The organism is Micromonospora sp. WMMC273 (assembly GCF_027460285.1).
Taxonomy (GTDB): Bacteria; Actinomycetota; Actinomycetes; order Mycobacteriales; family Micromonosporaceae; genus Micromonospora; species Micromonospora aurantiaca.
The window spans coordinates 102,682-128,317 of record NZ_JAPZBE010000001.1 but is presented as its reverse complement, the minus strand read 5'-3'; the positions used below and the strand labels follow the sequence as shown (position 1 = coordinate 128,317).

26 protein-coding genes and 1 pseudogene are annotated in these 25,636 nt (G+C 71.8%); 9 read left to right on the top strand and 18 right to left on the bottom strand.

Annotated elements, in window-relative coordinates; translation table 11 throughout:
- Positions 1–23: 23 nt before the first annotated feature.
- Positions 24–491: a DUF4442 domain-containing protein gene (locus O7611_RS00665; RefSeq protein ID WP_194798866.1), complete on the bottom strand. Its 468-nt coding sequence runs from the start codon at positions 489–491 to the stop codon at positions 24–26.
- A gap of 131 nt (positions 492–622) precedes the next feature.
- Between O7611_RS00665 and O7611_RS00660 the strand changes: the two genes are divergently transcribed.
- Positions 623–1,801 carry a Fic family protein gene (locus tag O7611_RS00660; RefSeq protein WP_269695999.1) on the top strand — a complete coding sequence of 393 codons (1,179 nt, stop codon included), beginning with the start codon at positions 623–625 and terminating at the stop codon, positions 1,799–1,801.
- Positions 1,802–1,887: 86 nt separating this feature from the next.
- On the top strand, positions 1,888–2,412 hold the full coding sequence (locus O7611_RS00655; protein WP_194798868.1) for a hypothetical protein: 525 nt from the start codon (positions 1,888–1,890) through the stop codon (positions 2,410–2,412).
- A 21-nt stretch (positions 2,413–2,433) separates the two neighbouring features.
- On the opposite strand, the gene O7611_RS00650 is transcribed toward O7611_RS00655, so the two are convergent.
- Positions 2,434–3,390: a sulfotransferase family protein gene (locus tag O7611_RS00650; protein WP_228531256.1), complete on the bottom strand. Its 957-nt coding sequence runs from the start codon at positions 3,388–3,390 to the stop codon at positions 2,434–2,436.
- Here O7611_RS00650 and O7611_RS00645 point away from each other — a divergent pair.
- Positions 3,389–4,093 (top strand): annotated as a pseudogene (locus O7611_RS00645) (AAA family ATPase); the annotation flags it as partial. The gene O7611_RS00650 and the pseudogene O7611_RS00645 overlap by 2 nt on opposite strands.
- A gap of 27 nt (positions 4,094–4,120) precedes the next feature.
- The gene (locus tag O7611_RS00640) at positions 4,121–4,501 is read left to right on the top strand and encodes a YybH family protein (RefSeq protein WP_228531403.1); all 381 of its coding nucleotides are present in this window, start codon (positions 4,121–4,123) and stop codon (positions 4,499–4,501) included.
- 12 nt (positions 4,502–4,513) lie between these two features.
- Here O7611_RS00640 and O7611_RS00635 read toward each other — a convergent pair whose 3' ends face one another.
- The 3 genes from O7611_RS00635 to O7611_RS00625 are packed head-to-tail and all read right to left on the bottom strand — an operon-like array spanning position 4,514 to position 6,401.
- Complete coding sequence (locus O7611_RS00635) at positions 4,514–5,425, bottom strand: aminoglycoside phosphotransferase family protein (RefSeq protein ID WP_269695996.1); 912 nt, start codon at positions 5,423–5,425, stop codon at positions 4,514–4,516.
- Positions 5,422–5,610 carry a DUF397 domain-containing protein gene (locus tag O7611_RS00630; protein ID WP_194798872.1) on the bottom strand — a complete coding sequence of 63 codons (189 nt, stop codon included), beginning with the start codon at positions 5,608–5,610 and terminating at the stop codon, positions 5,422–5,424. Before O7611_RS00630 ends, O7611_RS00635 begins: the two co-directional genes overlap by 4 nt.
- Entirely contained in the window at positions 5,601–6,401 is an 801-nt protein-coding gene (locus tag O7611_RS00625) for a helix-turn-helix domain-containing protein (protein WP_269695995.1), read from the bottom strand. The genes O7611_RS00630 and O7611_RS00625 overlap by 10 nt, the downstream gene beginning before the upstream one ends.
- Positions 6,402–6,558: 157 nt before the next feature.
- Here O7611_RS00625 and O7611_RS00620 point away from each other — a divergent pair, with 157 nt between their 5' ends.
- Together O7611_RS00620 and O7611_RS00615 are read left to right on the top strand one after the other, a co-directional pair.
- Positions 6,559–6,807 carry a hypothetical protein gene (locus tag O7611_RS00620; protein WP_194798874.1) on the top strand — a complete coding sequence of 83 codons (249 nt, stop codon included), beginning with the start codon at positions 6,559–6,561 and terminating at the stop codon, positions 6,805–6,807.
- Positions 6,804–7,136: a hypothetical protein gene (locus O7611_RS00615; RefSeq protein ID WP_194798875.1), complete on the top strand. Its 333-nt coding sequence runs from the start codon at positions 6,804–6,806 to the stop codon at positions 7,134–7,136. The genes O7611_RS00620 and O7611_RS00615 overlap by 4 nt, the downstream gene beginning before the upstream one ends.
- Positions 7,137–7,169: 33 nt before the next feature.
- Here the strand turns inward: O7611_RS00615 and O7611_RS00610 are convergent, their stop codons facing one another.
- The 6 genes from O7611_RS00610 to O7611_RS00585 form a co-directional block, all read right to left on the bottom strand.
- Positions 7,170–8,483 (bottom strand): ABC transporter ATP-binding protein, encoded by a 1,314-nt coding sequence (locus O7611_RS00610; RefSeq protein ID WP_194798876.1) that lies wholly within the window; start codon positions 8,481–8,483, stop codon positions 7,170–7,172.
- Between the two features lie 157 nt (positions 8,484–8,640).
- The gene (locus tag O7611_RS00605; RefSeq protein WP_269695992.1) at positions 8,641–10,824 is read right to left on the bottom strand and encodes a bifunctional glycosyltransferase/CDP-glycerol:glycerophosphate glycerophosphotransferase; all 2,184 of its coding nucleotides are present in this window, start codon (positions 10,822–10,824) and stop codon (positions 8,641–8,643) included.
- A gap of 16 nt (positions 10,825–10,840) precedes the next feature.
- Positions 10,841–12,793 carry a DUF5941 domain-containing protein gene (locus O7611_RS00600; RefSeq protein WP_269698034.1) on the bottom strand — a complete coding sequence of 651 codons (1,953 nt, stop codon included), beginning with the start codon at positions 12,791–12,793 and terminating at the stop codon, positions 10,841–10,843.
- 83 nt (positions 12,794–12,876) lie between these two features.
- Positions 12,877–13,620, bottom strand: coding sequence for an ABC transporter ATP-binding protein (locus O7611_RS00595; protein ID WP_013283732.1), 744 nt, complete (start codon positions 13,618–13,620; stop codon positions 12,877–12,879).
- On the bottom strand, positions 13,621–14,448 hold the full coding sequence (locus tag O7611_RS00590; protein ID WP_194798878.1) for an ABC transporter permease: 828 nt from the start codon (positions 14,446–14,448) through the stop codon (positions 13,621–13,623).
- Between the two features lie 66 nt (positions 14,449–14,514).
- Positions 14,515–15,885, bottom strand: coding sequence for an L-serine ammonia-lyase (locus O7611_RS00585; RefSeq protein ID WP_194798879.1), 1,371 nt, complete (start codon positions 15,883–15,885; stop codon positions 14,515–14,517).
- A 621-nt stretch (positions 15,886–16,506) separates the two neighbouring features.
- On the opposite strand from O7611_RS00585, the gene O7611_RS00580 reads away from it, so the two are divergent.
- Positions 16,507–16,710, top strand: coding sequence for a PspC domain-containing protein (locus O7611_RS00580; protein WP_135242981.1), 204 nt, complete (start codon positions 16,507–16,509; stop codon positions 16,708–16,710).
- An 85-nt stretch (positions 16,711–16,795) separates the two neighbouring features.
- Here O7611_RS00580 and O7611_RS00575 read toward each other — a convergent pair whose 3' ends face one another.
- From O7611_RS00575 to pdxH, 7 genes are all read right to left on the bottom strand, one after another.
- Entirely contained in the window at positions 16,796–17,572 is a 777-nt protein-coding gene (locus tag O7611_RS00575; RefSeq protein WP_269695991.1) for a DUF4230 domain-containing protein, read from the bottom strand.
- A 99-nt stretch (positions 17,573–17,671) separates the two neighbouring features.
- Positions 17,672–18,832 carry an acyl-CoA dehydrogenase family protein gene (locus O7611_RS00570; RefSeq protein ID WP_194798881.1) on the bottom strand — a complete coding sequence of 387 codons (1,161 nt, stop codon included), beginning with the start codon at positions 18,830–18,832 and terminating at the stop codon, positions 17,672–17,674.
- A 31-nt stretch (positions 18,833–18,863) separates the two neighbouring features.
- Positions 18,864–19,169 carry a type II toxin-antitoxin system VapB family antitoxin gene (locus O7611_RS00565; protein ID WP_013283726.1) on the bottom strand — a complete coding sequence of 102 codons (306 nt, stop codon included), beginning with the start codon at positions 19,167–19,169 and terminating at the stop codon, positions 18,864–18,866.
- Between the two features lie 53 nt (positions 19,170–19,222).
- Positions 19,223–19,825, bottom strand: coding sequence for a nitroreductase family protein (locus O7611_RS00560; protein ID WP_269695988.1), 603 nt, complete (start codon positions 19,823–19,825; stop codon positions 19,223–19,225).
- Between the two features lie 2 nt (positions 19,826–19,827).
- The gene (locus O7611_RS00555; RefSeq protein WP_269695986.1) at positions 19,828–20,754 is read right to left on the bottom strand and encodes an aldose 1-epimerase family protein; all 927 of its coding nucleotides are present in this window, start codon (positions 20,752–20,754) and stop codon (positions 19,828–19,830) included.
- 16 nt (positions 20,755–20,770) lie between these two features.
- Complete coding sequence (locus O7611_RS00550; RefSeq protein WP_269695985.1) at positions 20,771–22,063, bottom strand: MFS transporter; 1,293 nt, start codon at positions 22,061–22,063, stop codon at positions 20,771–20,773.
- Positions 22,060–22,689 (bottom strand): pyridoxamine 5'-phosphate oxidase, encoded by a 630-nt coding sequence (pdxH, locus tag O7611_RS00545; protein ID WP_269698033.1) that lies wholly within the window; start codon positions 22,687–22,689, stop codon positions 22,060–22,062. The genes O7611_RS00550 and pdxH overlap by 4 nt, the downstream gene beginning before the upstream one ends.
- A gap of 273 nt (positions 22,690–22,962) precedes the next feature.
- Between pdxH and O7611_RS00540 the strand changes: the two genes are divergently transcribed.
- Positions 22,963–24,069 carry a citrate synthase 2 gene (locus O7611_RS00540; protein ID WP_013283721.1) on the top strand — a complete coding sequence of 369 codons (1,107 nt, stop codon included), beginning with the start codon at positions 22,963–22,965 and terminating at the stop codon, positions 24,067–24,069.
- 248 nt (positions 24,070–24,317) lie between these two features.
- Entirely contained in the window at positions 24,318–25,445 is a 1,128-nt protein-coding gene (serC, locus tag O7611_RS00535; RefSeq protein ID WP_194798885.1) for a phosphoserine transaminase, read from the top strand.
- The last annotated feature ends 191 nt before the right edge of the window (positions 25,446–25,636 follow it).

Here is a 25,636-nt window from a genome sequence, read left to right as displayed (position 1 = left end):
GCCGGGCAAACACCATTCGGCGCTCAGCGGTTCGGGCGCAGCGTCCAGATCACGGTGAGCGAGGAGGTGAGCGTGCCGTCCTCGGTGTGGACCTCCACCTCGACCGGGAACTCCGGCCGCCGTCCGGCGTCCAGCTCCGCAAGCACCTCGGCGGGTACGCCGCCGAGCCGCGCCGTCGCCAGCACCGGCCCCATCGCCACCTTGAGGTAGCGGATGGTCGCGGTCACGGCCAGGGGTACGGCCCGGTCGAGCACCTGCCCGAACGCGGCCAGCACAACAGCGCCCGAGGCGGTCTCCCCCAGCGTGAACATGGCCCCGGCGTGCGGGCCGCCCACGTGGTTGTGGTGCGCCGGGTCGTCGGGGAGCCGGACCACGGCCCGGACCCCGCCCTCGGCCTCGGGCGCCACCTCGACGAACTCGATTCCGAGCGTGCGGGCGAACGGCACGGCTTCGAGGAGACCGGCCGCCACCTGGCGAGAGTCGATACTCATGCCCGAACGCTACTCGCCAGTAACTTCCCCGGCAAGGCATCGGGTCACGATGTCCCAATGTCACTAACTAAGTGACATCCGCGTCGACAAACGCTAGGCTTGTCTCTTATTAAGAGACATTAGGACATGAGATGATCTACGCCACCCCAGAACTCAGCGATCACGACGAGACCGTGCTGGCGGAGGTGCATGACATGCGCCGCACCCTCGCCGATGTCCTGCGCACTCCTCGCCGGTGGACCGGTGGCCTCCGACGCACGATGTTGGCCCGCGCGATTCTCGGCTCCAACAGCATTGAGGGCTACGTGGTCGCCGAGGACGACGCCGCCGCCGCGCTCGACGGCGAGGAACCGCTGAGCGCCGACGACCGGACCTTCGCCGAGATCCGGGGCTATCGGCAGGCTCTGGGATACGTGCTGCAAACCGCCGGGGATTCGCACTTCCGCTTCGAGACGTCGGTGATCCGCAGCATGCACTACATGATGCTCTCGCACGATTTGGGCAAGAGCCCGGGGCAATATCGCAAGGGCTCGATCTATGTACACGATGAGCGGACCGATGAGCGGGTGTACGAGGGCGCGGAGGCTGACCACGTACCTCACCTCATGGAGGAACTAGCCGAAGATCTACGGTCGGACGTGACCGCCTCCCCGCTCGTCAAAGCAGCCATGGCGCATCTGAACCTGGTGATGATCCATCCGTTCCGCGATGGCAACGGGCGGATGGCACGCGCCCTTCAGACGCTGGTGCTTTCCCGCCGCGCAATCGTTGAGCCAGCCTTCTCCAGCATCGAGGAATGGCTGGGCAGCAACACGGAGGACTACTACCGAGTGCTGGCGGTTACCGGACGGGGCCGCTGGAACCCCGAGGGTTCGGCGCACCTCTGGGTGTCGTTCAACCTGCGCGCCCATCACATGCAGGCGCAGACCGTCGCGCGCCGCTTCGATGAGGCGTCTGGCATCTGGTCGAAGTTGGACGCGATCGTTGGCGAGAACAGGCTCCCTGAGCGGGTGACCGATCTGCTCTACGAGGCAGTCCTGGGCTATCGCATCCGCCGCTCCGGGTACGTCAAACTTGCCGATGTCGAGGATCGGACCGCATCTCGTGATCTGGCCAACCTTGTCGAGCACGGGCTACTGGAAGCACGTGGCGAACGGCGGGGAAGGCACTACGTCGCCGGTCCCACGCTGGTGATGGTGCGGGAACGGGTCCATGCTCAGCGCAAGCCGATCAGCGACCCCTATCCGGCCATGCCGGTCGTTCTCGCGACCGAGGCTGCCAATACGACCGGCTCAGGTGAGCGGTTGTAACCACGGTCCATTTCACGGCGCTGTCCGGCCCGGTGATCAGTCCAGCGGCGTTTCGGCGGCTGCCGACTCCGGGTAGCGAGTGGCCCATGAACCGCGATCTCGCGCGCGGGCTGACGGTGGCGTGGGCGCTGCCGGAGTTCCGCGACGGGCTGCGTCACCTCGTCGACCTCGACGAGGTGACAGTGCTGCTGGCCGCGCTGTCCCTTCCGGACCGCGACCGCGAGGTCGAGCGCAGCGCGCTGGGCCTGCTGCGGTCCGGGCTCGACAGCACCGAGGTCCGGGAGGCGGTGTTGCTGCTGCTGGAGCGGGACACCGTACGCCGGCCGCTCGTCGCCGCGGCGGTGGAGCCGCTCGCCGACCGGCCCGGCCTGGTCACCGCCGTCACGTCCGCGGCCGAGGATCCCCGGGTACGCCACGAGGTACGGGCGATGCTGGACAGCGCCGACGTCCGCGAGCTGATCTGGCGGGCGGTCGACGACCAGGTGAGCGACAACCGGTTCGGGCTGATCCGCCGGGCGGCGGTACTGTTCGTCAGGCACCCCAGCGCGCGACGGCTGGGGTGGGCCCTGCGCCGGCACGGCGTGCTCCGCGAACTGCGCCACAAGGCGTGATCCGGGGAGCCATCGCGGCCGTCACTCGTACCCCATCGCGGGGATGATCTCGCCCAACTCCCGCTCGACGTACGCGCGGGTGCCGGCGTCGAACTGGTCGTCGCGGTGCGCCAGCTTGTCCGCCTGGAACGTCAACGCGGTGACGGCGTCCTCGACGCCGAGCCGCTCGAACAGGGCCCGCCGCTGCCCGGGCCAGTCGGCCGCGAGGTCCTCCGCCTTCACCTCGACGTATCGCCGGCCCGTCAGGTCGGCCGCGTTCCTCCAGGCCAGCCATCGGTGGTAGACCGGCACGAGGTAGGCGAGCACCCCGTCGACAGTGGACGGCGCCCACGGTTGGGCCAGGTGGGAGGCGAGCACCGAGACCGGGTGACGCTTGATGTGCACGATCGTCGCCTCGGGCACCAGTTCCCAGAGGAAGTCCAGGTTGAAGAGGTTGAACGGCGTCTTCTCGCACCAGGTCGGCTTGCCCGCGTCGGCCGCCGCCCCACCGAACAGGGTGTCGACCAGGCCCCGTAGGACGCCGATCAGTTCGCTCCGGTCACTGAAGTACCTCGGGACGGCCCGCCGTCGGCTGGCCGGCCCGAACGGCCCGGCGGGCCGGTCGCCGTCGCCGAAGCCCTCCGCGGGCGCGGGCTCCTCGAAGGCGTGCGCGATGAGCTGCGGCCAGAGCCGGTGTACGGCGTCCCGGTACCGACCCACGCCGACCAGCTCGGGCACGGTCTTGCCTCGGTCGTCACGCCGCCCGGGCACGCGTACGGTGAGGAAGTCGCTCAGCCGGTGCAGCGCGTCCTCGCCGACGATGGGGTCGTACCGGTCGGTGAGCGCGTCGGCCAGGTCCCGCAGGCCACCCGGTTCGACGAGGAACTTGGTCTCCATCGGGATCCGGTGGATCAGCGGATGCTGGCCGATGACGTCGGCGATCCGCGACGTGCCCGAACGACCAGTGCCCGCGACGAAGACCGGTGAGGGGGACGGCATGGACGGCAGTCAAACTCCCGGCCCGGCGCGGGGGCAATCCATTTATCCCCGCCGCGATCGGCTGATCGACCTCCTGGCCGACGCGGTCGGGTCCGTCACAGTGGCGCACCCGACGCGGGTCGCCGTCGACGGGCCGCCCGCCGCCGGCAAGACCACGCTCGCCGACGAGCTGGCCGCCGCCCTGCGGGCCCGCGGCCGGTACGTCATCCGGGCGACGGTCGACGACTTCCTCTTCCCCCGGGCACGGCGCTACCGACGCGGCGAGTTCTCGGCGCAGGGCTGCTACGTCGACACCCACGACCACGGGACGCTCAAGCGGGTGCTGCTCGATCCGCTCGGTCCGGGCGGCGAGCGGCGCTTCCGGCACACGGTCTACGACCACGCCACCGACGAGGTGCTGTCCCCGCCGCTCACCACCGCTCCCGCCGACGCCGTGCTGGTGTTCGACGGCGTCTTCCTCCTGCGCCCGGAACTGCTCGACCGGTGGGAGCTGCGCGTCTTCGTGTCCACCGCGCTCGACAAGACGGTGGATCGTGCCGTGATCCGCGAGAGCCGCGTGTCAGCGAGAGCCGACGTGGAACGGCGCTGGCGGGAGCGTTACCTGCCCGCCCAGCGGCTCTACTTCGCCACGGCCCGCCCGGCCGAGCACGCCCACGTCGTCGTGCACAACGACGATCCCCGGCAGCCGATCTGGGAGACCCGGACCCACCCGGGTGGCAGGCTGGCAATCATGGACAGGAATCGGGTGGCCGCCTGGATCGCGGCGTACGAGCAGGCGTGGCGCACACCGGGAACGGCGGCGCTGGGCACGATGTTCACCTCCGACGCGACCTATCGGCAGGGGCCGTACCGGGATCCGGTCGTCGGCCTGCCCGCCATCACCCGCATGTGGGACAGCGAGCGTGACGGACCCGACGAGGTCTTCGAGATGACATCGGAGATCGTCGCGGTCGACGGCGACACCGCTGTGGCCCGGGTACAGGTGCGGTACGGCGACCCCGTGCACCAGGAGTGGCGCGACCTCTGGATCATGCGGTTCGCCGAGGACGGCCGGTGCGTGTCGTTCGAGGAGTGGCCGTTCGCGCCGGAGAAGCGGGCCGCCGCCGGCTGAGAGACCGGCCGCCTATTCGGCGAACATCTCCCCGAGGATGCGTTGCGCCTCGGCCGACTCCTCCGCGTCCTCGGGGTCGTCGAAGGTGCGGGAGTAGGTGGAAAGCGTCTTCCAGAGGGCCCAGCCACGTCCGCGCGCCCAGGTCGCGTCGTCCACCGAGAGCCGCTCGCGGAACGCCGCCCGGCCCTCGGCGGTCAGCAACGTCCAGGCGATCGCCAGGTCGCAGGCCGGGTCACCGACGCCGCATGTCCCGAAGTCGATGACGGCCGCCAGCCGGCCGTGCGCGAGCAGCAGGTTCCCCGGGGCGATGTCGCCGTGGAACCAGCGGTCCACCCCGTCCCAGCGGGCGCCGACCGCTCGCGCCCAGATCTCGCGTATCAGCGCGGCATCGACGTGGCCGTCCAGCGCCACGAGCGCATCCTCGACCTTCTTGTCGTACGTGCGCAGCGTGCCGCCCCGGAACCAGTTGTGGACGCCCGACTGCGGACCACCGGCGGCGTCGACGTCCCGCAGGGTCGCAAGGAATCCGGCCAGGTCGAGGGCGAACCGCACCGGGTCGGCGATCCGGCCCACGGCGGCGGTCTCGCCGTCGAGCCAGCGGTAGATCGACCACGGATACGGGTAGCCCGCACCCGGTTCGCCCTTCGCCAGCGGTGCGGGGATTGGTAGCGGCAGCCGAGCGGCGAGGGCCGGGAGCCACAGGTGTTCCTTCTCGACAGCCAGGGCGTACTCGGCAGCGCTGGGCAGGCGCGCCAGCAGCTCGGGGCCGAGGTGGAAGGTCCAGTTGTCCCAGCCGCCCTTGGCGACCGGTTCGATCCGGAGCTCGGCCAGGTGCGGGAACTGGTCGGCGACCAGGCGACGCACCTGCGCCACGTCGACGGCGGTGCGCCGTGGCGGGGGACCGAGATCCGGTACGTCGGTCACGCCCGTTTGGTGTGCGCGACGAACGCCGCCCAGCTCGACGGCGTGAACGTCAGCGCCGGCCCCTGCCGGTCCTTGCTGTCCCGCACCCCCACCACACCGGGCAGGTTGTCCGCCACCTCGACGCAGTCGCCGGAGTTGCCGCTGCTGCGGGTGCTCTTGCGCCAGATCGCGCCGGTCAACTCCATCGCTTCGCCGCCTCCGAGATCGCCGCCAGAGTCGCCCCGTGCGGCATAGCTTCCGCACGCACCGACTCCCAGGTTTGCCGAAGTGATTTTACGTCCGCGTGCCGCTCCACAATCGTGCCGTGCAACTGGTTGTCCAGGTAGCCCACGTCGTCACCGTCGGCGGGGGTCGCGAGCACGAAAGCACCGTTGAGCCCCGGATAGGCACCGACCGCTTCCGGCACCAGGTGCAGGTGCACGCGAGGCCGACGACCCACCTCGACCAGATGCGCCAACTGCTCCCGCATCACCTTTGGGCCGCCGACGGCGCGAGTGAGCACCGAATTGTCGAGCACTGCCACGAACTGCGGCGGAGCCGGGCGATCCAGCACCACCTGCCGCGCCATCCGTGCGGCCACCTGCTGCTCCATCGCATCACCGACAAGTGGGCTAGCGCCCTCGTGCAGCGCACGGGCGTACTCCTCGGTCTGCAACAGGCCGGGCACCACCAGCGGTTGGAAGCTACGCAGTGAGGCAGCCTCCTGCTCGATGCTCACCCACTCGCGGAACCACGGCATCAGCGCCTCCTGCATCAGCGCGTCCCGGATCCGCACCAGCAGGCCGCCGCCGTTCAGCACCTCGTCGCAGCGCTCGGTGAACTCGGCGCGCGGCGCGCGGCGGCACTGCTCGACGGCCGCCACCAGCGACGCCGAATAGCTCACCCGCTCGCCCAGCGCCTCCTGGGTAAGCCCCGCATCGGTACGTAACCGGCGTAGCTCACCGGCGAACAGTTCCCACAACGGCACACGGATCATCTGCACACCTCTGCACACGGCTGCACACGGAAATCGGCCGGTCGGACGGCCGGGAAGGTGGGGGTGGAACGCCTTCCGACCCTAGCGGCGCGGTGACGAGACTGTCACGCAGTGGAGCCGAATTCGTCCGGTTCCCGCTACCGAGAGGAGTTGCGCCGTGCGACTGCGCTGGTTCCGCTGCCGGGGTGCGTCGGCACCGACACTGCCCCACCGGGTACGGGGCGACAACCTGCCGGAGTGGATGCGGCAGCCGACGCGTCCACTGCCGACGATGGGCCCCGGCCGGGTCGGCAACCTCACCCCGGCCCAGCAGTGGCGGGCGAACGGCGGTCGCTGGTCCGTACCGGAGCAGCGCGGAGGCGACGCCGACAACCGGCGAGACGGCCACCACGAGGAGCGCCGGTGATCAGCCACCAGCTCGGGCAGCCGCCGGACGGGCCCAGGCCCGATCGTCCCCGGCCGTATCCGTTGCACGCCACCCCGCACACGCCGCTGCGTCCGATGTGGTGTTGCCGGGCCTGCGGCCAGCCGTGGCCGTGCCCGATGGCCCGCCTGCTGCTCAAGACCGAGTACGAGGACAACCAGATCGGCCTGGCCATCTACCTGTGCGGGCTGTTCTACGAGGCCACGCGCGACCTCTACCGGCTCAACCCGGACGACGCGCCCGCCCCCGCCGACATGTTCGCCCGCTTCGTCGCCTGGGGCCCGCACCGGCGGCCGATCATCCGCGGATGAGCCGTCCGCCCGTCCGCGGATGCGACCGGCAGTTCACCGCCAGCCGACGTCGATACGGTCGCCTCGCTCGTCGAAGAAGTGCAGCGCGTCCATCCGCACCTGCACGGCGAGCGGGTGCCCGGGCGACACCTGCGGGTACGGCGCGAGCCGTACCGCCAGTTCCGCCGGACGACGGTGGTGGCGGCCCGGGTCGGGCAGCACGCTCGTCCGGTTGCCGCCGCCTCCGCCCGCCTCCGGGGCCGGGGCCGACGACTCCGTCGCGCGGCCGGTGAGCCGCTGCATCACCTGGTTGAACCGGCGCAGGCCGCGCTGGCCCGGTGCGGCCTGCTCGACCGGCGTGCCCATCTCGTCCACCACGATCGCGGTCGCGCCGATGTCGAGGAACGCGAGCGACTCGTGGCCGTGGTGCTCCAGGTAGCGGATGCGCCCGTGCAGCACGTCACCGGCGGTGTCCGGGGCGACCGGGGTGAGCGCCTCGGCGCGCATGCCGACCACGATCCGCTCACCGTGGTAGTGCGCCACCGCACGGCTGCGGATGTCGTCCCAGGGCAGGTAGAGCGACTGCTCACCGAGGTTCAGCGCGACGTACCGGTCGAGGTGGACGTAGACCGACGCCTCCAGCAGGTTCATCCGCGGGCTGCCCAGGAACGCGGCGACGTAGAGCGTGGCCGGCCGCCCGTACACCTGGGTGGGGGTGCCCACGTCCTGGAGCACGCCCTTGCGCATGATGGCGACGCGGTCGGCCATGGTCAGCGCCTCGGCCTGGTCGTGGGTCACGTAGATGGTGGTTACGCCCAGTTCGCGGGTGAGTCCGGAGATCTCCGCCCGCAGTTCGGCGCGCAGCCCGCTGTCCAGGTTGGAAAGTGGCTCGTCCATCAGGAACAGGCCGGGCCGGCGCACTATCGCCCGCCCCATCGCGACCCGCTGCCGCTGGCCGCCGGAGAGCTGGCTGGGCTTGCGCCCGAGCACGTCGCCGATGCCGAGCGCGCTCGCCACGTCCTGGATCCGCTCGCCGCGCGGGGCGGGCTCGACGCCGCTCAGGCGCAGCGGGAAGCCGATGTTGTCGCCGACCGTCATGTGCGGATAGAGCGCGAAGTCCTGGAAGACCATGGCGATCTTCCGGTCGCGCGGTGGCAGGTCGTTCGCCAGCTCACCGCCGAGCATGATGGCACCGGAGGACGGGTCCTCCAGCCCGGCCACCATGCGCAGCACTGTCGATTTGCCGCATCCCGACGGGCCGAGCAGCACCATGAACTCGCCGTCGTTGACGTCCAGATTGATGGTGTCGACCGCGACTGTTCCGTCCGGGAACACCTTGGTGACATCCTTGAGCGCGACGGTCGCCACCGTCACCTCCCCAGTTCTTCGCCCCAAACCCGGGAATGACTGTGACCAGGATCATCTGATTCGCACATCGGGTAAACGTGCCATGTTCAGCTCGTGACAGTCCTATTAAGCGGTATTCGCCGGTCTCTGTCGTTAAGTGACCTGCCGGTAACCCCTTTTACGGCGATTCGCCGAGGAACACGCGGCGCACCACGCGCTCGGCGGCGTGGCCGTCGTCCAGCGCGCAGAACCGCGACCGGAACGCCGTCCGGGCCAACTCGGCCGCCTCGTCGTCGACCGCGCCGGAACGGAACACGTCGAGCAGCCCGGGGAAGTCCCGCGCGACCGCGCCGGGCGGCTCGGCCAGCAGGTCGAAGTAGACGCCACGGGCGACCCGGTAGGCGTCCCAGTCCGGCGCGTAGACCACGATCGGCCGGTCCAGCACCGCGTAGTCGAACATCGCCGAGGAATAGTCGGTGACCAGCACGTCCGCCGCCAGGTAGAGGTCCTCCACCCGCTCGTACGCGCTCACGTCCAGCACGCCGTCCGCCGCCGGCCCCCGGGGATGCCGCTCCCGGTCGTGGAAGTAGTGGCTGCGCATCAGCAGCCGGCCCCGGGGCCCGAGCACGTCGAGCATCCGGTCCGGGTCGAACGGCGGCCGCCACCCGGGCAGGTGCTCCCGGTGCGTCGGCGCGTAGAGCACCACGTACTCGTCGGGTGCGATGCCCAGCGCCGCGCGGACCTGGCCGCGGTCCTCGGCGGTGGCCAGCGCCAGCCGGTCGTTGCGCGGGTAGCCGACCTCGAGCGTGGTGTAGTCCGCCGGGTACGCCCGCTCCCACATCTGCGTGGAGAAGCTGTTCGAGGTGATGCTGTAGTCCCAGCGGTCGACCCGGCGCAGCAGGCCGGCGAAGTTCATCCCCATCGCTCCCACCGGGTAGCGCTGCTGGTCCAGGCCCATCACCTTGACCGGCGTGCCGTGGTGGGTCTGCACGTGCACCGACCCGGGCCGCTTGCGCACGAAGTCCGGGAAGTTGACGTTGTTGACCAGCCAGCGGGCGCGGGCCAGGACGCGGTGGTACTCGCGGCTGCCGGCCACCACGTACTCGACGCCCGGCGGCAACGTGGCCACCCGGTCGCGGCGGACGACCCACACGCCGCGTACCTGCGGCGCGAGCCGGCGGGCCGCCTCGTAGATCGCCGCCGGGTTGCACGAGTAGCCCCGGTACCAGTAGGCCGCGTACACGGCGAGTGTCGGGTCGATCGGCCGGTGCAACTCGGCCCGGTAGTACTCGCCCAGCGCCAGGTCACGCGCCCGCCGGGCGGTACGCCGCACCACAGGCGTCATCCGCCGCCGGGCGCGCCGGGCGGTCCGCCGGGCCGTCTCCCCCGCCTGGTGCGCCTCGCGCAACGCGCTGAACGTCCGCCAGCGCCCGGCCGCCACCAGCCGGTGCTTGAGCCCTTCCGGGCCGGGCGGGACCGGGTAGCCCTCGGACGGCAGGAACCGCACGTAGTCGGCGTGCATCTGGGCGAAGAACGGTGCCCGCAGCTCGGGCGCGATCCGGTCGCCGTTGCCGAGCACCGTGAGGTAGTGCCAGATCATCCGCTCGAAGACGGCCGGCCGCAGTCCGGTCACCTGCCAGCGGTCCATCAGCCCGAACACCCGGTGCCACTGCGCGAAGACCTCGAAGTGCCGGTCCCCCCGGGTCTTCGTGATCGCGCCGGTGCGGCGTTGCCGGTAGTTCAGGCAGATCCGGTCGAGTACGCCGATCCGCCCGGCGGCCATCAGCGCCGGATAGCTGAACGACACGTCCTCGTACCAGCCCGGTTCGAAGCGCAGCCCGCGTTCGAGCAGGAACTCCCGGCGTACCACCCGGTTCCACGCGGTGTGCAGCAGCTTCAGCGTCTCCGGCCGGTCCCGCAGCGTGAACGTCGTCGCGCCGGGCGGGTCGGGGAACACGTCGCGCATCGCGCTGCGGGTGCCGATGTTGTTCCAGTGCGCCCGGACGTGGTCGACGATCAGCACGTCCGGCGCGGTGTCGCGGAGCCGGTCCGCGACGTGCGGCAGGCAGCCGGGCACCAGCCAGTCGTCCCCGTCGACGAACCACACGTACTCGCCGACGGCCCGGTCCAGCCCGATGTTGCGGGCCGGACCGAGCCCGACGTTCTCGGCGAGCCGCACCGGGCGGACCCGGGGGTCACGCAGCGCGTACTCGGCCAGGATCTCGCCGCTGTCGTCCGGGGAGGCGTCGTCGACACCGATCACCTCGATGTCGCCGAACGGCTGGTCGAGGATCGAGTCGAGGCATTCCCGCAGGTAGCCCTGCACCTTGAAGGCCGGCACGACGAAGCTGATCAAGGTCACCCCGGCCCGCCCTCCGTCAGCCCGGCGAGCGCACACCCCCACGGGCGCGGGCCGGCAGGACCACCCAGGCGAGGACCACGCTCGCGACAAAAACCACGAGAAGGTACGCACCGAGTGTAGCCAGAGCGATACTCGCATATCCGGCGATCAGCCCGATTACCAGCAACACCGAACGTGCCGGCCAGCCCAGCGTGGCGGCGTGCAACGGCGGCGCCGACTGCCGCTTCTCCAGCCGGGCGGTCAGGTCGTAGTGCAGCAGCGTGAGCACCAGCACGTACCCGAAGATCAGCCACGCGGGCGCCCGGCCCGCCACGCCGATCGCGATCGCGAACAGGTACTCGGCGGCTCGCAGCGCAGCAGGCACCAGCCAGTCCAGCGACCCGTCGTGCGACGCCCGCGAGCCCTGGGCCGCACCGAGCAGCAGCACCAGCGCGAGCACCGGCACCCAGATCGGCAGGTCGCCGCCGCCGTGCACCGCGAGCAGCGCCCACACCAGCGTCCCGGCCGCGCCGAGCGCGCCGAGCACCGCCAGCAGCAGCGGCCGTCGTGCGACCGGCAGCGTCCGGGCCAGCAGGCCGTCGTCCCGGTGCAGAGCCGCGTCCACGGTGGCCATCACCGGCACCCGCATCCACCGCGCCCGCAAGGTCCGCAACCCCCCGGTGTACGCGAACGCCAGCGTCCCCCAGACCAGCACCGCGACCAGCGCCACCAGCGGCCCGAACAGCGCGGCGGCAATGGCGATGAGCGCCCACCGCTCCCCGATCGGGAACACCACAGTGCGCTTCAGCCAGTACGACACCGAGCCGGTGTCCGCCTGCACCCGGGTCGACGCGGCGTTCAGCTTCCCGCCGATGCCGCCCGCGTCGGCGCTCACCACCTTCGGCCGCCGGGCCGCCTCGTCGTGCAGCGCGCCGTACCAGGTGTCGGTCATGTGCCGCACGGTCTGCAACGTCATCGCGGCGAGCGCCAGCGCCCAGCCGTAGCGGAATCCGGCATGCGTGGCGCCGAAGCCGAGACCGGCGTAGACCACGTACTCCTTGAACCGGTCGGCCATCGTGTCCAGCCAGCCGCCCCAGGCGCTGAAGTGCCGGGTGTAGCGGGCGAGCTGCCCGTCCACGCAGTCCAGCACGAAACCCAGGTAGAGCAGGACCGCACCGGCCACCAGCGCCGGCCGTCCACCGGTGCCGAACAGCACCGCCGCGGCCACCGCGAACGCCACCGAGACCAGGGTGACCCCGGTCGGACCGATCCCGATGCGTGCCGCCGCCTTGGTGACGTACGGGGACCAGGTGCTGACGAAGAACGTGGTGAAGAAGTCGTCCCGCTCCTTCACCGACAGCTTCAACTCGGCGCGGTCCTCGTCGACGGCGGCCACCGCCGCCTCGGCCGCCGCCCGCTGCGCCTCGTCGCCCACCCGGTGCGCCACGAGCAGACGTACCCGGTGGGCGAAGATCAGCGTGCCGCGGGCGGCGAGGCCGGCCACGAGCCGGTCCACCGCGTCCAGCGGCCCGCCCCCGGCGGTGCCGGGCGCGGCCGGGGCGGCCAGGTCGGACGGCGGCACGTCGGGGACGGTACCCGCGGCGCGGCGGGCGGCCTCGGCGAGCGCGGGCAGGTCGGCCGCGCCCACCCGCAGCGCGCCGCCGAACACGCCGCTCGGGTCGGCGGCGCCGACCTCGACCACCTGCCCGCGCTCCTCGCGCACCGTGGCCTGCCCAGGAGCGGGCGGATCGGTGAGCACCAGCGCCACCGTCGGCCCCACCGGGCTGGTCGCGAGGTGCTTGAGTACGGCGGTGTGCGCCACCAGGTCAGCGCCGCTCACCAGCACCGGCCCGGTCGCGCCGGCCACCAGGTCGGCCAGCTCGGTCAGGTCGGCGGCAATACGCACGTCGTCCGCCCCGGCCCGGCGCCACTGCGCGGCCAGCCGCTCGGTGAGTGGTTCCCCGGCAGGTCGGCCCGCTGTCGGCTCGATCGGACGGCCCGGCTCGGCCGGACGGCCCGGCGGCTCGGTGAGGTGGCCCGCCGCCGGTTCGGCGGCGAGCACGATCGCGAGCGTCACCGCTTCGCCGCGTCGGCGTAGGCCGCCAGCGCCTCGTCGATCGTCCCGTCGACGATCAGCCGTCCGGCGTCGAGGTACAGCCCCCGACGGCAGAACCGGGTGAGGTCCTTGTCGTTGTGTGACACCAGCACCAGCGTGCGCCCTTCCGCGAGAAGTCGCTCGATGGTCGCATAGCACTTCGCGCGGAACTCCGCGTCCCCGACCGCTGTCACCTCGTCCACAAGCAGCACCGGGTGCGGCAGGTGCGCGATCACCGCAAACCCGAGCCGCACCTTCATCCCCGACGAGTAGTGCCGCACCGACGTGTCGATGGCCCGTTCCACCTGCTCACCGGCGAACGAGACGATCTCGTCGAAGTGCTCCCGCAGGTACGCCGACGACAGCCCGTGCAGCCCGCCCACCAGGTAGAGGTTCTCCCGCCCGGTCAGGTCGCCGGAGAACCCGGCGGACAGTTCGAGCAGCGGCGCCACCCGGCCGTGCACCCGGATCGAGCCCTCGTCCGGGATGAGCACACCGGCGATCAGCCGCAGCAGCGTGCTCTTGCCGGTGCCGTTGCGGCCCACCACGCCCACCGTCTCGCCCGGCTCGACCCGGAACGACAGGTCACGCAGCGGCCAGAACCGGCCCGCGTCCGGGTCGCGGGCGCCCCGGTGCACGATCAGCTCCCGCAGCCGCAGCTGACGGCGCCGGTTGCGGACGAACCGGATGCCGAGCCCGTCCGCCTCGATGATCGGAGCCATTCAGAGTTCCTTCAGCACTGCCGGTTCGAGGCGGTGGAACGCCCACCAGCCCAGCGCCAGCACCAGCACGCTGCCGGACACCGTGATCGTGAGCAGCCGGGCATCGGGGAACTCGTCCGGATACCAGACCGCGTGGTGCAGCTGGAAGATCCCGACCAGCGGGTTCAGCTCGTACCCGATCTTGAGCCAGCCCGGCATGCCCGACTCCCGCACCAGGCCGAGCGGATAGATGATCGGCGTCGCGTAGAACAGCAGCCGGATGATCAACCGCATGGTGCGTTCGATGTCGCGCATCAGCACGTTGCCCGCCGACAGCAGCAACGCCAGGCCCACCAGCAGCACGAACTGCACCGACACCGCCAGCGGCAGGGCGAGCAGGCTCCAGCCGGGGCGGATCTTCCCCTGGCTCGCATAGATCGCCGCGACGGCGGCCAGGATCGGCAACCCGGCCAGGTACTCGGCGAACCGGCCGGCGACCCGCCCGATCGGGAAGATCGGCCGAGGCAGGTTCATCGTGGTGATCAGCCGGGACTGCCCGGTGAGCGCGTTCGCGGCCTCGGTCAGCGCCGAGCTCGCCCACATCCAGGCGAAGATGCCGGTGATCAGGAACAGCGGGTACGACCCGGCCGCCTCGCCCAGGTGCCGCCGGGTCGCGCCGGAGTAGAGCACGCCGAAGACGAACCAGTAGATCAGGCCCATGCCGAGCGGCTCGATCAGCGACCAGAAGTAGCCCAGCACCGACTGCTGGTACTTCACCGCGAGATCCCGGCGGACCAGGATGCGCAGCGAGGTGCGGGCGGACCAGAGCGCCGCGACGCCTGACGTCACCGCATGATGGTCGCTTTGTCAGTCGCGCTCCCGGGCCGGGTGCGGGCCGGGATCACCCCAACGAGGTCAGCACTCGATCACGTTGACGGCGAGCCCGCCGCGCGCGGTCTCCTTGTACTTGACCTTCATGTCCGCGCCGGTCTCCCGCATGGTCTTGATGACCTTGTCCAGCGACACGTGGTGCACCCCGTCGCCCCGCAACGCCAGCCGCGCCGCGGTGATCGCCTTGATGCTCGCCACCGCGTTGCGCTCGATGCACGGGATCTGCACCAGGCCGCCCACCGGATCGCAGGTCAGCCCCAGGTTGTGCTCCATGCCGATCTCGGCGGCGTTCTCCACCTGCTCCGGCGTACCGCCGAGCGCCTCGGCCAGCCCGGCCGCCGCCATCGAGCACGCCGAACCGACCTCGCCCTGACAGCCCACCTCGGCCCCGGAGATCGACGCGTTCTCCTTGAACAACACACCGATCGCGCCCGCCGCCAGCAGGAACCGGACCACGCCCTCCTCGGAGGCACCCGGTACGAACCGGGTGTAGTAGTGCAGCACGGCCGGGATGATCCCGGCAGCCCCGTTCGTCGGCGCGGTGACCACCCGCCCGCCGGCCGCGTTCTCCTCGTTGACCGCCAACGCGAACAACGTCACCCAGTCCATCGCGCGCAGCGGATCCCCGCTGCCGGTCTCCGCCTCCAGGCCGCGCCGCATCTCCGCCGCGCGCCGCCGGACCTTCAACCCACCCGGGAGTACGCCGTCGCGGGTGCAGCCGCTCTCCACGCACTCGCGCATCACCCGCCAGATCTCCAGCAGCCCCGCCCGCACGTCCGCCTCGCTGCGCCAGGACAACTCGTTGGCGAGCATCACCTCGCTGATCGACAGACCCGTCTCGGAGGTGACGGTCAGCAGTTCCGCGCCGGTGAGGAACGGATGCCGGACCCGGGTGCTGTCCGCCTTGATCCGGTCCGCCCCGGCCGCCGCCTCGTCCACCACGAACCCGCCACCGACCGAGTAGTACGTGCGCGTCCGCACCTCGTTCCCGGCCGCGTCGTACGCCGCGAACGTCATCCCGTTCGGGTGGTACGGCAACGACCGCCGGCGGTGCAGCACCAGATCGGTGTCCGGGTCGAAGTCGATCCCCTGGCTGCCGAACAGGTCGAGCCGCCGCTGCGTGCGGATCCGCTCCACCCGCGGCCCCACCGAGTCGGTGTCGACGGTCTCCGGGACCTCGCCCTCCAGCCCCAGCAGCACCGCCCGGTCACTGCCGTGCCCGTGCCCGGTCGCGCCGAGCGAACCGAACAGCTCCGCCCGTACCCGCGCCACGTCGGCGAGCTGCCCGTCGGCCTTCAGGCCCGCCACGAACGTACGGGCGGCCCGCATCGGCCCGACGGTGTGCGAGCTGGACGGCCCGATACCGACACTGAAAAGATCGAAGACACTGATCATTTGCTGTTTCCTCGCCGTCGTCCCCGTTGTGCGGATCCGAGCCGGTGCGTAGGTGCCGCGCCCGCCGGGCGGGTAGACGGCCGGCGCCCGGGGTGGGGGCGCCCGACCGGCGAGCCTACCTCGCCCCCGTGAATACCCGCCCCCACTCCGCCACATACCCGACCCGCCGCCCCCCTCCCGCCCCGTCCCGCCCCGCCCCGCCCGGTCGATCTTGGAGTTATGGCGCCCAGGATGCCCGATTAACGGCATTCGCGAGGTGCCACAACTCCAAGATCGACGCATCCATCCCGGCTCCCGGCGAGGCGGAACGCGCTCGACGCAGCGGTCCAGCCGAACGCCGCGCCATCCCACCAATCCCGCGATCTTGCAGTTGCGGCCCTCAGAAAGGGCGCGAATGGGGCAGAACATGGGCCGCAACTGCAAGATCGCGGAAGCGGAGCAGGGCGGGAGGCGGGGGGCGGGGAGCGGGGCGGGGAGCGGGGGTGCGTTGGCGGGGAGGGGCCGGGGTAAGCACCTACGGGTGCCCGGGTCGCCGATCCTCCTCGGGGCTGAGGGCGCGGCGCGTACCCCTTTCTACCGTGGAATCAGCGCGGCGGATCGCCGCAGAAGTGGGAGACGACGATGAGTCGCAAACTGGTCCGGCCCCGCCAGGGGCGCATGATCGCCGGTGTCTGCGCCGGCCTGGGGCAGCGGTTCGGCATGTCGGCCGGCATGGTCCGGCTGCTGTTCCTGCTGTCGCTGCTGCTGCCCGGCACGCAGGTCATCATCTACCTGGTCCTGTGGGTCCTGATGCCGAACGAGGACCGCTACCTCGCCACCCGCTGACGCGACACGAGCCGGGACGCCGGCACACACGCGACGCGCCCGCCCCGGATCCTCGGGGCGGGCGCGCGGCGTCAGAGCAGGAAGCTCAGGGTGCCGCGTAGGTGACTGTCACCTTCTCGTATCCGAGGGAGCGCAGCAGCCCTTCGAGCATCTTGCGGGTGTTCTCCTCGGCGCGGGCGGTGAGCCCGCTGTCCCGGGCGGCGGCGGTGATCCGGTCCTCGGCGAGCTTGTAGATCTGCTGCTGCCGGTTCGGGTCGCCCGCCACCAGGTCGTTGAGCCGGTTGATCAGACCGCGCTGCTCGGCGAACACGTAGCTCTTGTCCATGTCCAGATCGGTCTCGCCGAGCTGCGGCGCGGGCAGCTTGATCTCGGCGGACTTGCCGTCCTCGGAGACCACCACGGCACCGTCGGCGATCTTCGTGAAGTCGACGTACGCCTCGACCCGGCCCGCCCCGACGAACAGCGTGCGCTCGTTGAGCAGGAAGTCGGGCACGTTGCGCCTGTCGTTCTGCACGTCCACCACGACCTGGAAGTTGCCCTCGGCGGCGACGTAGCGGCTCAGGTCACGGATCGACTTGAGCAGCGGCGGCTGGCTGCGGTCGGTCTGCTCCTTGGCGAACGGGTTGCGGAAGTCGGGCAGCAGACCGGTGGCCTGCACGCCGAGCAGCACCACCACCGCCAGCGCCGCCGCGCCGAGCACCCAGAGCAGGCCGCGCGCCGCACCGCCGCCCGAGCCCGGGGCACCGGGGGCGTACTCGCGGTCGTGGTCGGGCGTGCCCTCCGCCCGGTCGCGAAGGGACTCGCTGGTGGGGTAGTCCGGGAACTCCCGGGTGGGCTCGTTGATGTCACCGTCGCGGGCCATCGCCCTCACCGTCCTCGTCCGACACATCGACTGACAATGACGGTACGGCCACCGTGCGACAGTCGCTCGCCGAGCGACCCGATCGGGTGAAACCGCAGGTCAGGCGAACGCGGACAGGCCCGTCAGCCGCTGGCCGATGACGAGCTGGTGGATCTCGGAGGTGCCCTCGTAGGTGAGCACGCTCTCCAGGTTGTTGGCGTGCCGCATCACCGGGTACTCCCCCGAGACGCCGTTCGCGCCGAGGATCGTGCGGCACTGCCGGGCGATGGCGAGCGCCTCGCGGACGTTGTTCAGCTTGCCCACGCTCACCTGGTGGGGCCGCAGCGTGCCCGCGTCGGCGAGGCGGCCCAGGTGCAGCGCGAGCAGCATGCCCTTGTTCCACTCCACCGCCATGTCGGCGAGCTTGGCCTGGGTGAGCTGGAACCCGGCGAGCGGGCGGCCGAACTGGGTGCGGGTGGTCGCGTACTCCAGCGCCGTCTCCAGGCAGTCGCGGGCCGCGCCGAGCGCGCCCCAGACGATGCCGTGCCGGGCCTCGGTCAGGCACCCCAGCGGCGCCTTCAGCCCGATCGCCTCGGGCAGTCGCGCATCAGCCGGCAGCCGGACGTCGTCGAGCGCGATCTCACCGGTCACTGACGCGCGCAGCGACATCTTGTGCCGGATCTCGCGCGCCGTCACCCCCGGCGTGTCCATGGGTACGGCGAAGCCGCGCACCCCGTCGTCGGTACGCGCCCAGATCACGCCCACGTCGGCGATCGGCGCGTTGGTGATCCACAGTTTGCTGCCGTTGAGGATCCAGTCGTCGCCGTCCCGGCGGGCCCGGGTCGCCATCGAGGCGGGGTCGGAGCCGTGGTCGGGTTCGGTGAGCCCGAAGCAGCCGATCGCCTCGCCGGCCGCCATCGCGGGCAGCCAGCGTTGCTTCTGCTCCTCGCTGCCGTAGCGCCAGATGGCGTACATGGCCAGCGATCCCTGCACCGAGACCAGGGACCGGACGCCGGAGTCGCCGGCCTCCAGTTCCAGGCAGGCCAGCCCGTACGCGACGGCCGAGGAACCGGCGCAGCCGTACCCGGTCAGGTGCATGCCGAGCAGGCCGAGCTTGCCGAACTCGCGGGCCAGTTCGCGGGCCGGCACCTGGCCGTCCTCGTACCATCCGGCGACGTGCGGGCGTACCCGGTCGGTCACGAGCCGGCGCACGACGGCGCGGATCTGCCGCTCCTCGTCGCTGAGCGACGCATCGATGTCGAGCAGGTCGAGAGGAGTCATGGCGTCACCTTAACCAAGACTCAGGGAGGCGTCACTCGCCCTGGTCACCGAGCACGAGCACCCGCGCGTGGATCTGGTTGCGCTGCTGGAGCGCCGCGCGCAGCGCCCGGTGCAGGCCGTCCTCCAGGTAGAGGCCGCCGTTCCACTGGACCACATGCGGGAAGAGGTCGCCGTAGAAGGTGGAGTCCTCCGCGAGCAGCTTGTCCAGCGCGAGTTCGCGCTTGGTGGTGATGAGCTGGTCAAGCCGCAGCGGGCGCGGCGGAATCTCGGCCCACTGCTTCAGCGTGAGGTTGTGCTCCGGGTAGGGACGCCCGTCCCGGACCGCCCTGAAGATCACGGCGTGCTCTCCTCCCCAGGCCAGGCTGACAATGTGGATGTCAGCCTAACCGCTCAGGTCCACCGTCCCCGCCGCACCACATCCTGCACCGGACGACGCCCTCGGCGCAGCGACGGTGACCGGTGGTCGACAGCTCGGTAACCTACTGTGATCGCACCGATCGGGTGCAGTTCCGGCGGTACCCCGAACGCGTCCCGGTACGCCCCGATGCGCTGCGGCGGGATGCCGAAGAAGCAGGCGCCCAGCCCCTCGTCGACGGCGGTGAGCAGCATCAGCAACGCCGCGAAACCGGTGTCCACGTACCAGTAGGGCACCGGCCAGCGGTCCTCGGCGCGGTCCGACCAGCCCTTGTCCGCCTCGGCGTAGCGGTCCAGGTAGGCGTCGCGGTTGGCGTGCGGCACCACGATCAGCGGCGCCCGGCGCATCCCGGCCAGCCAGCGCTCCCGGCCGCCGCCACCGGGAGTGGTGGCGGCCCAGAACCGTTCCCGGTCCTCGGGTTCCTCCAGCACGAGGAAGCCCCAGCCCTGGGAGAAACCGGCCGACGGGGCCCGGACGGCGTGGTCCAGCAGCCGGTCCACCACCTCCGGCGGCACCGGCCGGGCGGGTTCGTAGTTGCGCACCATCCGGCGGCGCCGGACGACCTCGGCGAACTCCACGCTCAGACCTCCGGGCGGACGCCCCAGGCGCCCCGCCAGGTCTGCCCCGGCTCCAGCATGATCAGATCCTTGCCGGAGCGGAACGCGTCGGGCGGGCAGGTCATCGGCTCCACCGCCACCGACCGGCGGTGCCGTTCCCCGCCGAGCGTGTCGCCGGTGAACACCTGCCACCAGCCGAACTCGCGGTCCGCCCAGATCCGCAGGCCGGACGAGCCGTCCGGCGCGCTCAGCACCACCGCCGAGCCACCGTCGGCGTCCCGCTCGACGTCACCGAACGCGGTGTCGAGCACCAGGTCGCCGATCGGGCGCGGGCTGGTGAAGTCGTACTCGGAGCCGGCCACCTCGGCGGCGGCGACCGGCAGCAGGCGGCTGTCCACCAGCACCCGCCGCCGGGCCGGCAGGTGCAGCCGCAGCTCGTCCACACCGACCTTCGGCAGTTGCAGGTAGGGGTGCACGGAGAAGCCGAACGGCGCCGGCTCGTCGGCGAGGTTCGTCGCCTCGTGCTCGGCCCGCAGGCCGTCCGGGCCGACGCTCCACCGGGCCCGCAGCCTCAGCGCCCACGGGTAGCCGGGGCTCGGCGGCAGGTCGTAGCCGATGGTCACGCTGTCCGCGGACTGCTCGATCGGCTGCCACCGCACCCAGTTCACCAGGCCGTGCAGGGCGTTGTGCCGCTCCGGCTCGGTCAGGTCGAGCTGCAGCGACCGCTCCCCGACCGTGTAGACGCCGTCCCGGATGCGGTTCGGCCAGGGCGCCAGCACCTGGCCGGCCGAGCCGGGGCAGACCTCGTCCTCGGCGTACCCGTCGAGGTGGTCCACGCCGTCGTAGCGGTAGGCCCGCAGCCCGCCGCCCACCTCGACCACGACGGCCTCGTGGCCGTCGGCCGCGATGGTCCACTGTGTACCGGACGGTGGCTGCACGTCGATCCCCATGTCGGCGACCCTACCGTCAGCGGTCCTCCTCGGCGGGGGTGGTCGAGCGATAGCGCAGCAGCGCCGGGAACGCCACCACCAGCGCCACCGCGAGTACGGCGGCGGCGATGCCGCCACCCACCATGGCGAAACCGGTGCCGAAGGCGGCGGCCGTCGCACCGGCGCGCAGGTCGCCCAGGCGCGGGCCGCCGGCCACCACGACCGTGTTCACGCCCTGAAGACGGCCCCGCATCCGGTCCGGGGCGTAGACCAGCAGCATCGACTGGCGCAGCGTGGCGCTGACCAGGTCGGCGGCGCCGGCGACGCCCAGCAGCACCACCGCCACCCACAACTGGCCGGCCAGCCCGGCGAGCGCGATCGCCACGCCCCAGCCGACCACCGCCACGGTGAGCGCGAGGCCCTGGCGGCGGACCCGGCCGATCCACCCGGAGGTCAGGCCGCCGAGCATCGCGCCGATGGCGATGGAGCTGTAGAGCCAGCCCACCGCCGACGCGCCGCCGAAGCGTTCCTGCGCCAGCTCCGGGAAGAGTGCCCGCGGCATGGCCAGGATCATCGCGATCAGGTCGATGGCGAAGGAGAGCAGCAGCACCCGCGTGGTGGCCAGGTAGCGGAAGCCGTCGACGATGCTGGCGAACCCGGCCTTGCGGACGCCGCCGTCCGGGTCCGGCGTGGGCGGCATCGCGGGCAGCCGCAGCGTGGCCCAGAGCGCCGCCGTGTACAGCAGCGCGTCCGCGGCGTACGCGATGGGCAGCGCCACCCCGACCTGCCAGGCGGCGAAGATCAGCCCGGCGGCGAGCGGGCCGAAGACGGCGGCGGCGGTGAACGTGGTGAAGTTCAGCGTGGTGGCGGCCGGGACCAGCTCCGCGGGCACCAGCCGGGGCAGGATCGCGCTGCGGGCCGGCGAGGTGATCGCGAAGGCCGTCGACTGGAGGGCGACCAGCAGCAGGAGCAGCAACGGGCTGCGCACACCGGCCAGCGACTGCACCAGCAGCCCGAGCGTGGAGGCCCAGAGCACGCAGCCGCCGACGAGCAGCACGCGGCGGCGGTCCCGGGCGTCGGCGACCGCGCCGCCCCAGAGCCCGAAGACCAGCAGCGGTACGAAGCCGGCGATGCCCAGCAGCCCGACCCAGAGGGAGCCGCCGGTGAGGTCGAACATCTCCACCGGCACCGCCACGGCGGTGAACTGGAAGCCGAACATGGCGATCGCGTTGCCGGTCCACACCCGCCGGTACGCGGGCACCCGCAACGGACGCAGGTCGATCGCCCAGCGGCGCGCTCCCCGCCGCCGGGGTGTTGTGACATCGGTCACGGCGCGAGCCGCTCGACGACGAAGACCCCGTCCCCGGTACGCCGGAAGCGCAGCCGATCGTGCAGCCGGCTGGCCCGGCCCTGCCAGAACTCGACGGTCTCCGGACGGACCCGGAACCCGCCCCAGTGCGGCGGCGCGGGGATCGGGTCCACGGCGGCGAACCGCTCGGCCGCCGCCCGGTACGCCTCGTCGATCGCGGCCCGGTCCGGCACCACCGTCGACTGGGCGCTGGCCCAGGCGCCCAGCTGCGAGCCGCGCGGCCGACTGGCGAAGTACGCCTCGGTCTCGGCCCGGTCCACCCGCTCGACCCGGCCGGTCACTGTCACCTGCCGCTGCATCGGGAACCACGGGAACACCAGGCTGGCCCACGGATTCCCGGTCACCTCGGTGCCCTTGCGCGAACCGTGGTTGGTGTAGAAGACGAAGCCCTCCGGGTCGTACCCCTTGAGCAGCACGGTGCGCCCGCTGGGCCGGCCCCGGTCGTCGGCGGTGCCGAGCACCATCGCGTTCGGCTCCGGCAGCGGATGGGCCACCGCGTCGGCGAACCAGGCGGCGAACTGGGTGTGCCAGTCCGGCGCCAGGTCGGTCTCGGTCAGGCCCAGGTCGGCGGCGTACTCGTTACGCATACCGGCCGGGGCGGGTGTGTCGCCTGTCACTGTGGCAGTCCCTCTCCCGGGCGTACCGGCGTCCCCCGACGCTGGCCAGGCCCCGGTACCCAGTCTTCTCCCTCTCTCACCGACGTCCAGCGGCGGGGATGTCGCGTGGCGCACAGTGGCTGTGGGTCGCGCAGCTTGTTACCCAGCGGGCAAGATGTTCCGAACCACATCCCTGAAGGGTCGCCTGAGCTGCGGGGCTCGATCAGCCCGCCCGGGCGCGCCGAGCCGAAGCCAGGAGACGACATGTCCGATTTCAAACCGGGCCTGGAGGGCGTCGTAGCCTTCGAGACCGAGATCGCCGAACCCGACCGCGCGGGGGGATCACTGCGCTACCGGGGCGTGGACATCGAGGACCTGATCGGCCAGGTCTCGTTCGGCAACGTCTGGGCGCTGCTGGTGGACGGCCGCTTCGGCCCCGGCCTGCCGCCGGCCGAGCCGTTCCCGGTGCCGGTGCACTCCGGTGACATCCGCGTCGACGTGCAGTCCGCGGTCGCCATGCTCGCGCCGTACTGGGGGCTCAACCAGCTTCTCGACATCTCCGACGAGCAGGCCCGCGAGGACCTGGCCCGGGTGTCGGTCACCGCGCTGTCCTTCGTCGCCCAGTCGGCGCGCGGCCTGGGCCTGCCGGCCGTGCCGCAGAAGGAGATCGACAAGGCGGAGACCATCGTCGAGCGGTTCATGAAGCGCTGGCGGGGTGAGCCCGACCCGCGGCACGTCAAGGCCGTCGACGCGTACTTCATCTCGGCCGCCGAGCACGGCCTGAACGCCTCCACCTTCACCGCCCGGATCGTCGCCTCCACCGGCGCGGATGCCGCGGCCTGCATCTCCTCCGGCATCGGCGCGCTCTCCGGCCCGCTGCACGGCGGCGCCCCGTCCCGGGTGCTCAGCATGCTGGAGGCGGTCGAGCGCAGCGGCGACGCCGACGGGTACGTCAAGGGCGTCCTCGACCGGGGCGAGCGGCTCATGGGCTTCGGCCACCGGGTCTACCGGGCCGAGGACCCGCGCGCCCGCGTGCTGCGGCGTACCGCCAAGGAGCTGGGCGCGCCCCGCTTCGAGGTCGCCGAGGCGCTGGAGAAGGCCGCGCTGGCCGAGCTGCAGGCCCGCCGCCCGGACCGCGTCCTCGCCACGAACGTCGAGTTCTGGTCGGCGGTGGTGCTGGACTTCGCCGAGGTGCCGGCGCACATGTTCACCTCGATGTTCACCTGCGCCCGGATGGGCGGCTGGTCCGCGCACATCCTGGAGCAGAAGAAGCTCCAGCGGCTGGTCCGGCCGTCGGCCACGTACGTCGGCCACGGCCCGCGCAAGCCGCAGCAGGTCGAGGGCTGGGACGCCATCCCGCACGGCGTCTGACGTCTCGCCCGGAGCCCCGTTCCCCAGCCGGCGGAGCGGGGCTCCGGCATTTCCGGAACGGGTGCGGCCCACGTGTGGCGGACGCCTCACCGACCGGGGTGGGACAGCCCGCCGGACGTGCCCGGGCAGGTGCGAGGATGGCCGTGGCAGTGTCGCCGGAACGGGCTCGGACGCCCGCCGCCACGCGGCAGCACATCGTCCGCGCCCTGCCAGCTCACCTCTCGCCCATGCGGAAGGATCCTCAGACCGTGGCTGACGCACCGACCATCCGGATTCCCGACGAGATCAGGCCCGCCGACGGACGATTCGGCTGCGGCCCGTCCAAGGTCCGTCCGGCCGCGGTCTCCGCCCTCTCCGACGTCGCCACCAGCTACCTGGGCACGTCGCACCGGCAGAAGACGGTCCGCGACCAGGTGGCCCGGCTGCGCCGCGGCCTGGCCGAGTTCTTCTCCCTCCCCGAGGGGTACGAGGTGGTGCTCGGCAACGGCGGCACCACCGCGTTCTGGGAGGTCGCCACGTTCGGCCTGATCCGCGACCGGGCCCAGTTCGCCAGCTTCGGCGAGTTCGGCGCCAAGTTCGCCAAGTCGGTCAAGGATGCGCCGTTCCTGGGCGAGCCGACCGTCCGCAAGTCCGACGCGGGCAGCGCCCCGGCGCTCGTGGCCGAGGCCGGCGTGGACGTCTACGCCACCCCCCACAACGAGACCTCCACCGGTGTCGCGGTGCCGATCAGCCGGGTGGCGGGTGCCGACGAGGGCTCGCTGCTGCTTGTCGACGCCACCTCCGGCGCCGGCGGGCTGGACGTGGACGTCGCCCAGACCGACGTCTACTACTTCGCCCCGCAGAAGTGCTTCGGCTCCGACGGCGGGCTGTGGCTGGCCCTGATGTCGCCGGCCGCGCTGGCCCGTGCCACCGAGGTCAAGGATTCGGGCCGCTACATCCCGGCCTTCCTCGACCTGGTCACCGCGATCGACAACTCGCGGCTGGAGCAGACGTACAACACCCCGGCGCTGGCGACCATCTTCCTGGCCGCGGAGCAGACCGACTGGATGAACTCCCAGGGCGGGCTGGCCTGGGCGGCCAAGCGCACCGCCGAGAGCGCCGGCATCGTGTACGGCTGGGCCGAGCGCTCGTCGTTCGCCACGCCGTTCGTGTCGGACCCGGCCCTACGCTCCAACGTGGTCGCCACCATCGACTTCGCCGACGGGGTGGACGCCACTGCGATCGCCAAGGCGCTGCGCGCCAACGGCATCGTCGACACCGAGCCGTACCGCAAGCTGGGCCGCAACCAGCTGCGGGTGGCGCTGTTCCCGGCCGTCGAGCCGGCCGACGTCGAGGCGCTCACCGCGTCCATCGACTACGTGGTAGAGCGACTCTGATCACGTCGTCACGGTGCGTGGCCGTCGGGGCTCCGGCGGCCACCCACCGTGATCGTTACCGCAGCTCAGTCACGACATGCCGGGGTGTCGCAGTCCCCATCGGCGGGTAGATGAGCGTACGGTGGTGCGAGACGCCCGGGTGGCCGGCTCCCGTGGCGTGACGGCCAGCGAAGCGGGACGGAGGCAAGCCC

Excerpts from the sequence above, each read along its gene's own strand:
- O7611_RS00655 (WP_194798868.1), top strand. The coding sequence starts at position 1,888 with ATGAACCGCGATCTCGCGCGCGGGCTGACGGTGGCGTGGGCGCTGCCG.
- O7611_RS00625 (WP_269695995.1), bottom strand. The coding sequence starts at position 6,401 with ATGATCCGTGTGCCGTTGTGGGAACTGTTCGCCGGTGAGCTACGCCGG.
- O7611_RS00665 (WP_194798866.1), bottom strand. The coding sequence starts at position 491 with ATGAGTATCGACTCTCGCCAGGTGGCGGCCGGTCTCCTCGAAGCCGTG.
- O7611_RS00630 (WP_194798872.1), bottom strand. The coding sequence starts at position 5,610 with ATGGAGTTGACCGGCGCGATCTGGCGCAAGAGCACCCGCAGCAGCGGC.
- O7611_RS00555 (WP_269695986.1), bottom strand. The coding sequence starts at position 20,754 with ATGGGGATCGACGTGCAGCCACCGTCCGGTACACAGTGGACCATCGCG.
- O7611_RS00570 (WP_194798881.1), bottom strand. The coding sequence starts at position 18,832 with ATGACTCCTCTCGACCTGCTCGACATCGATGCGTCGCTCAGCGACGAG.
- O7611_RS00580 (WP_135242981.1), top strand. The coding sequence starts at position 16,507 with ATGAGTCGCAAACTGGTCCGGCCCCGCCAGGGGCGCATGATCGCCGGT.
- O7611_RS00640 (WP_228531403.1), top strand. The coding sequence starts at position 4,121 with ATGGACAGGAATCGGGTGGCCGCCTGGATCGCGGCGTACGAGCAGGCG.
- pdxH (WP_269698033.1), bottom strand. The coding sequence starts at position 22,689 with ATGCGTAACGAGTACGCCGCCGACCTGGGCCTGACCGAGACCGACCTG.
- O7611_RS00660 (WP_269695999.1), top strand. The coding sequence starts at position 623 with ATGATCTACGCCACCCCAGAACTCAGCGATCACGACGAGACCGTGCTG.
- O7611_RS00595 (WP_013283732.1), bottom strand. The coding sequence starts at position 13,620 with ATGGCTCCGATCATCGAGGCGGACGGGCTCGGCATCCGGTTCGTCCGC.
- O7611_RS00540 (WP_013283721.1), top strand. The coding sequence starts at position 22,963 with ATGTCCGATTTCAAACCGGGCCTGGAGGGCGTCGTAGCCTTCGAGACC.
- O7611_RS00650 (WP_228531256.1), bottom strand. The coding sequence starts at position 3,390 with ATGCCGTCCCCCTCACCGGTCTTCGTCGCGGGCACTGGTCGTTCGGGC.
- O7611_RS00585 (WP_194798879.1), bottom strand. The coding sequence starts at position 15,885 with ATGATCAGTGTCTTCGATCTTTTCAGTGTCGGTATCGGGCCGTCCAGC.
- O7611_RS00575 (WP_269695991.1), bottom strand. The coding sequence starts at position 17,572 with ATGGCCCGCGACGGTGACATCAACGAGCCCACCCGGGAGTTCCCGGAC.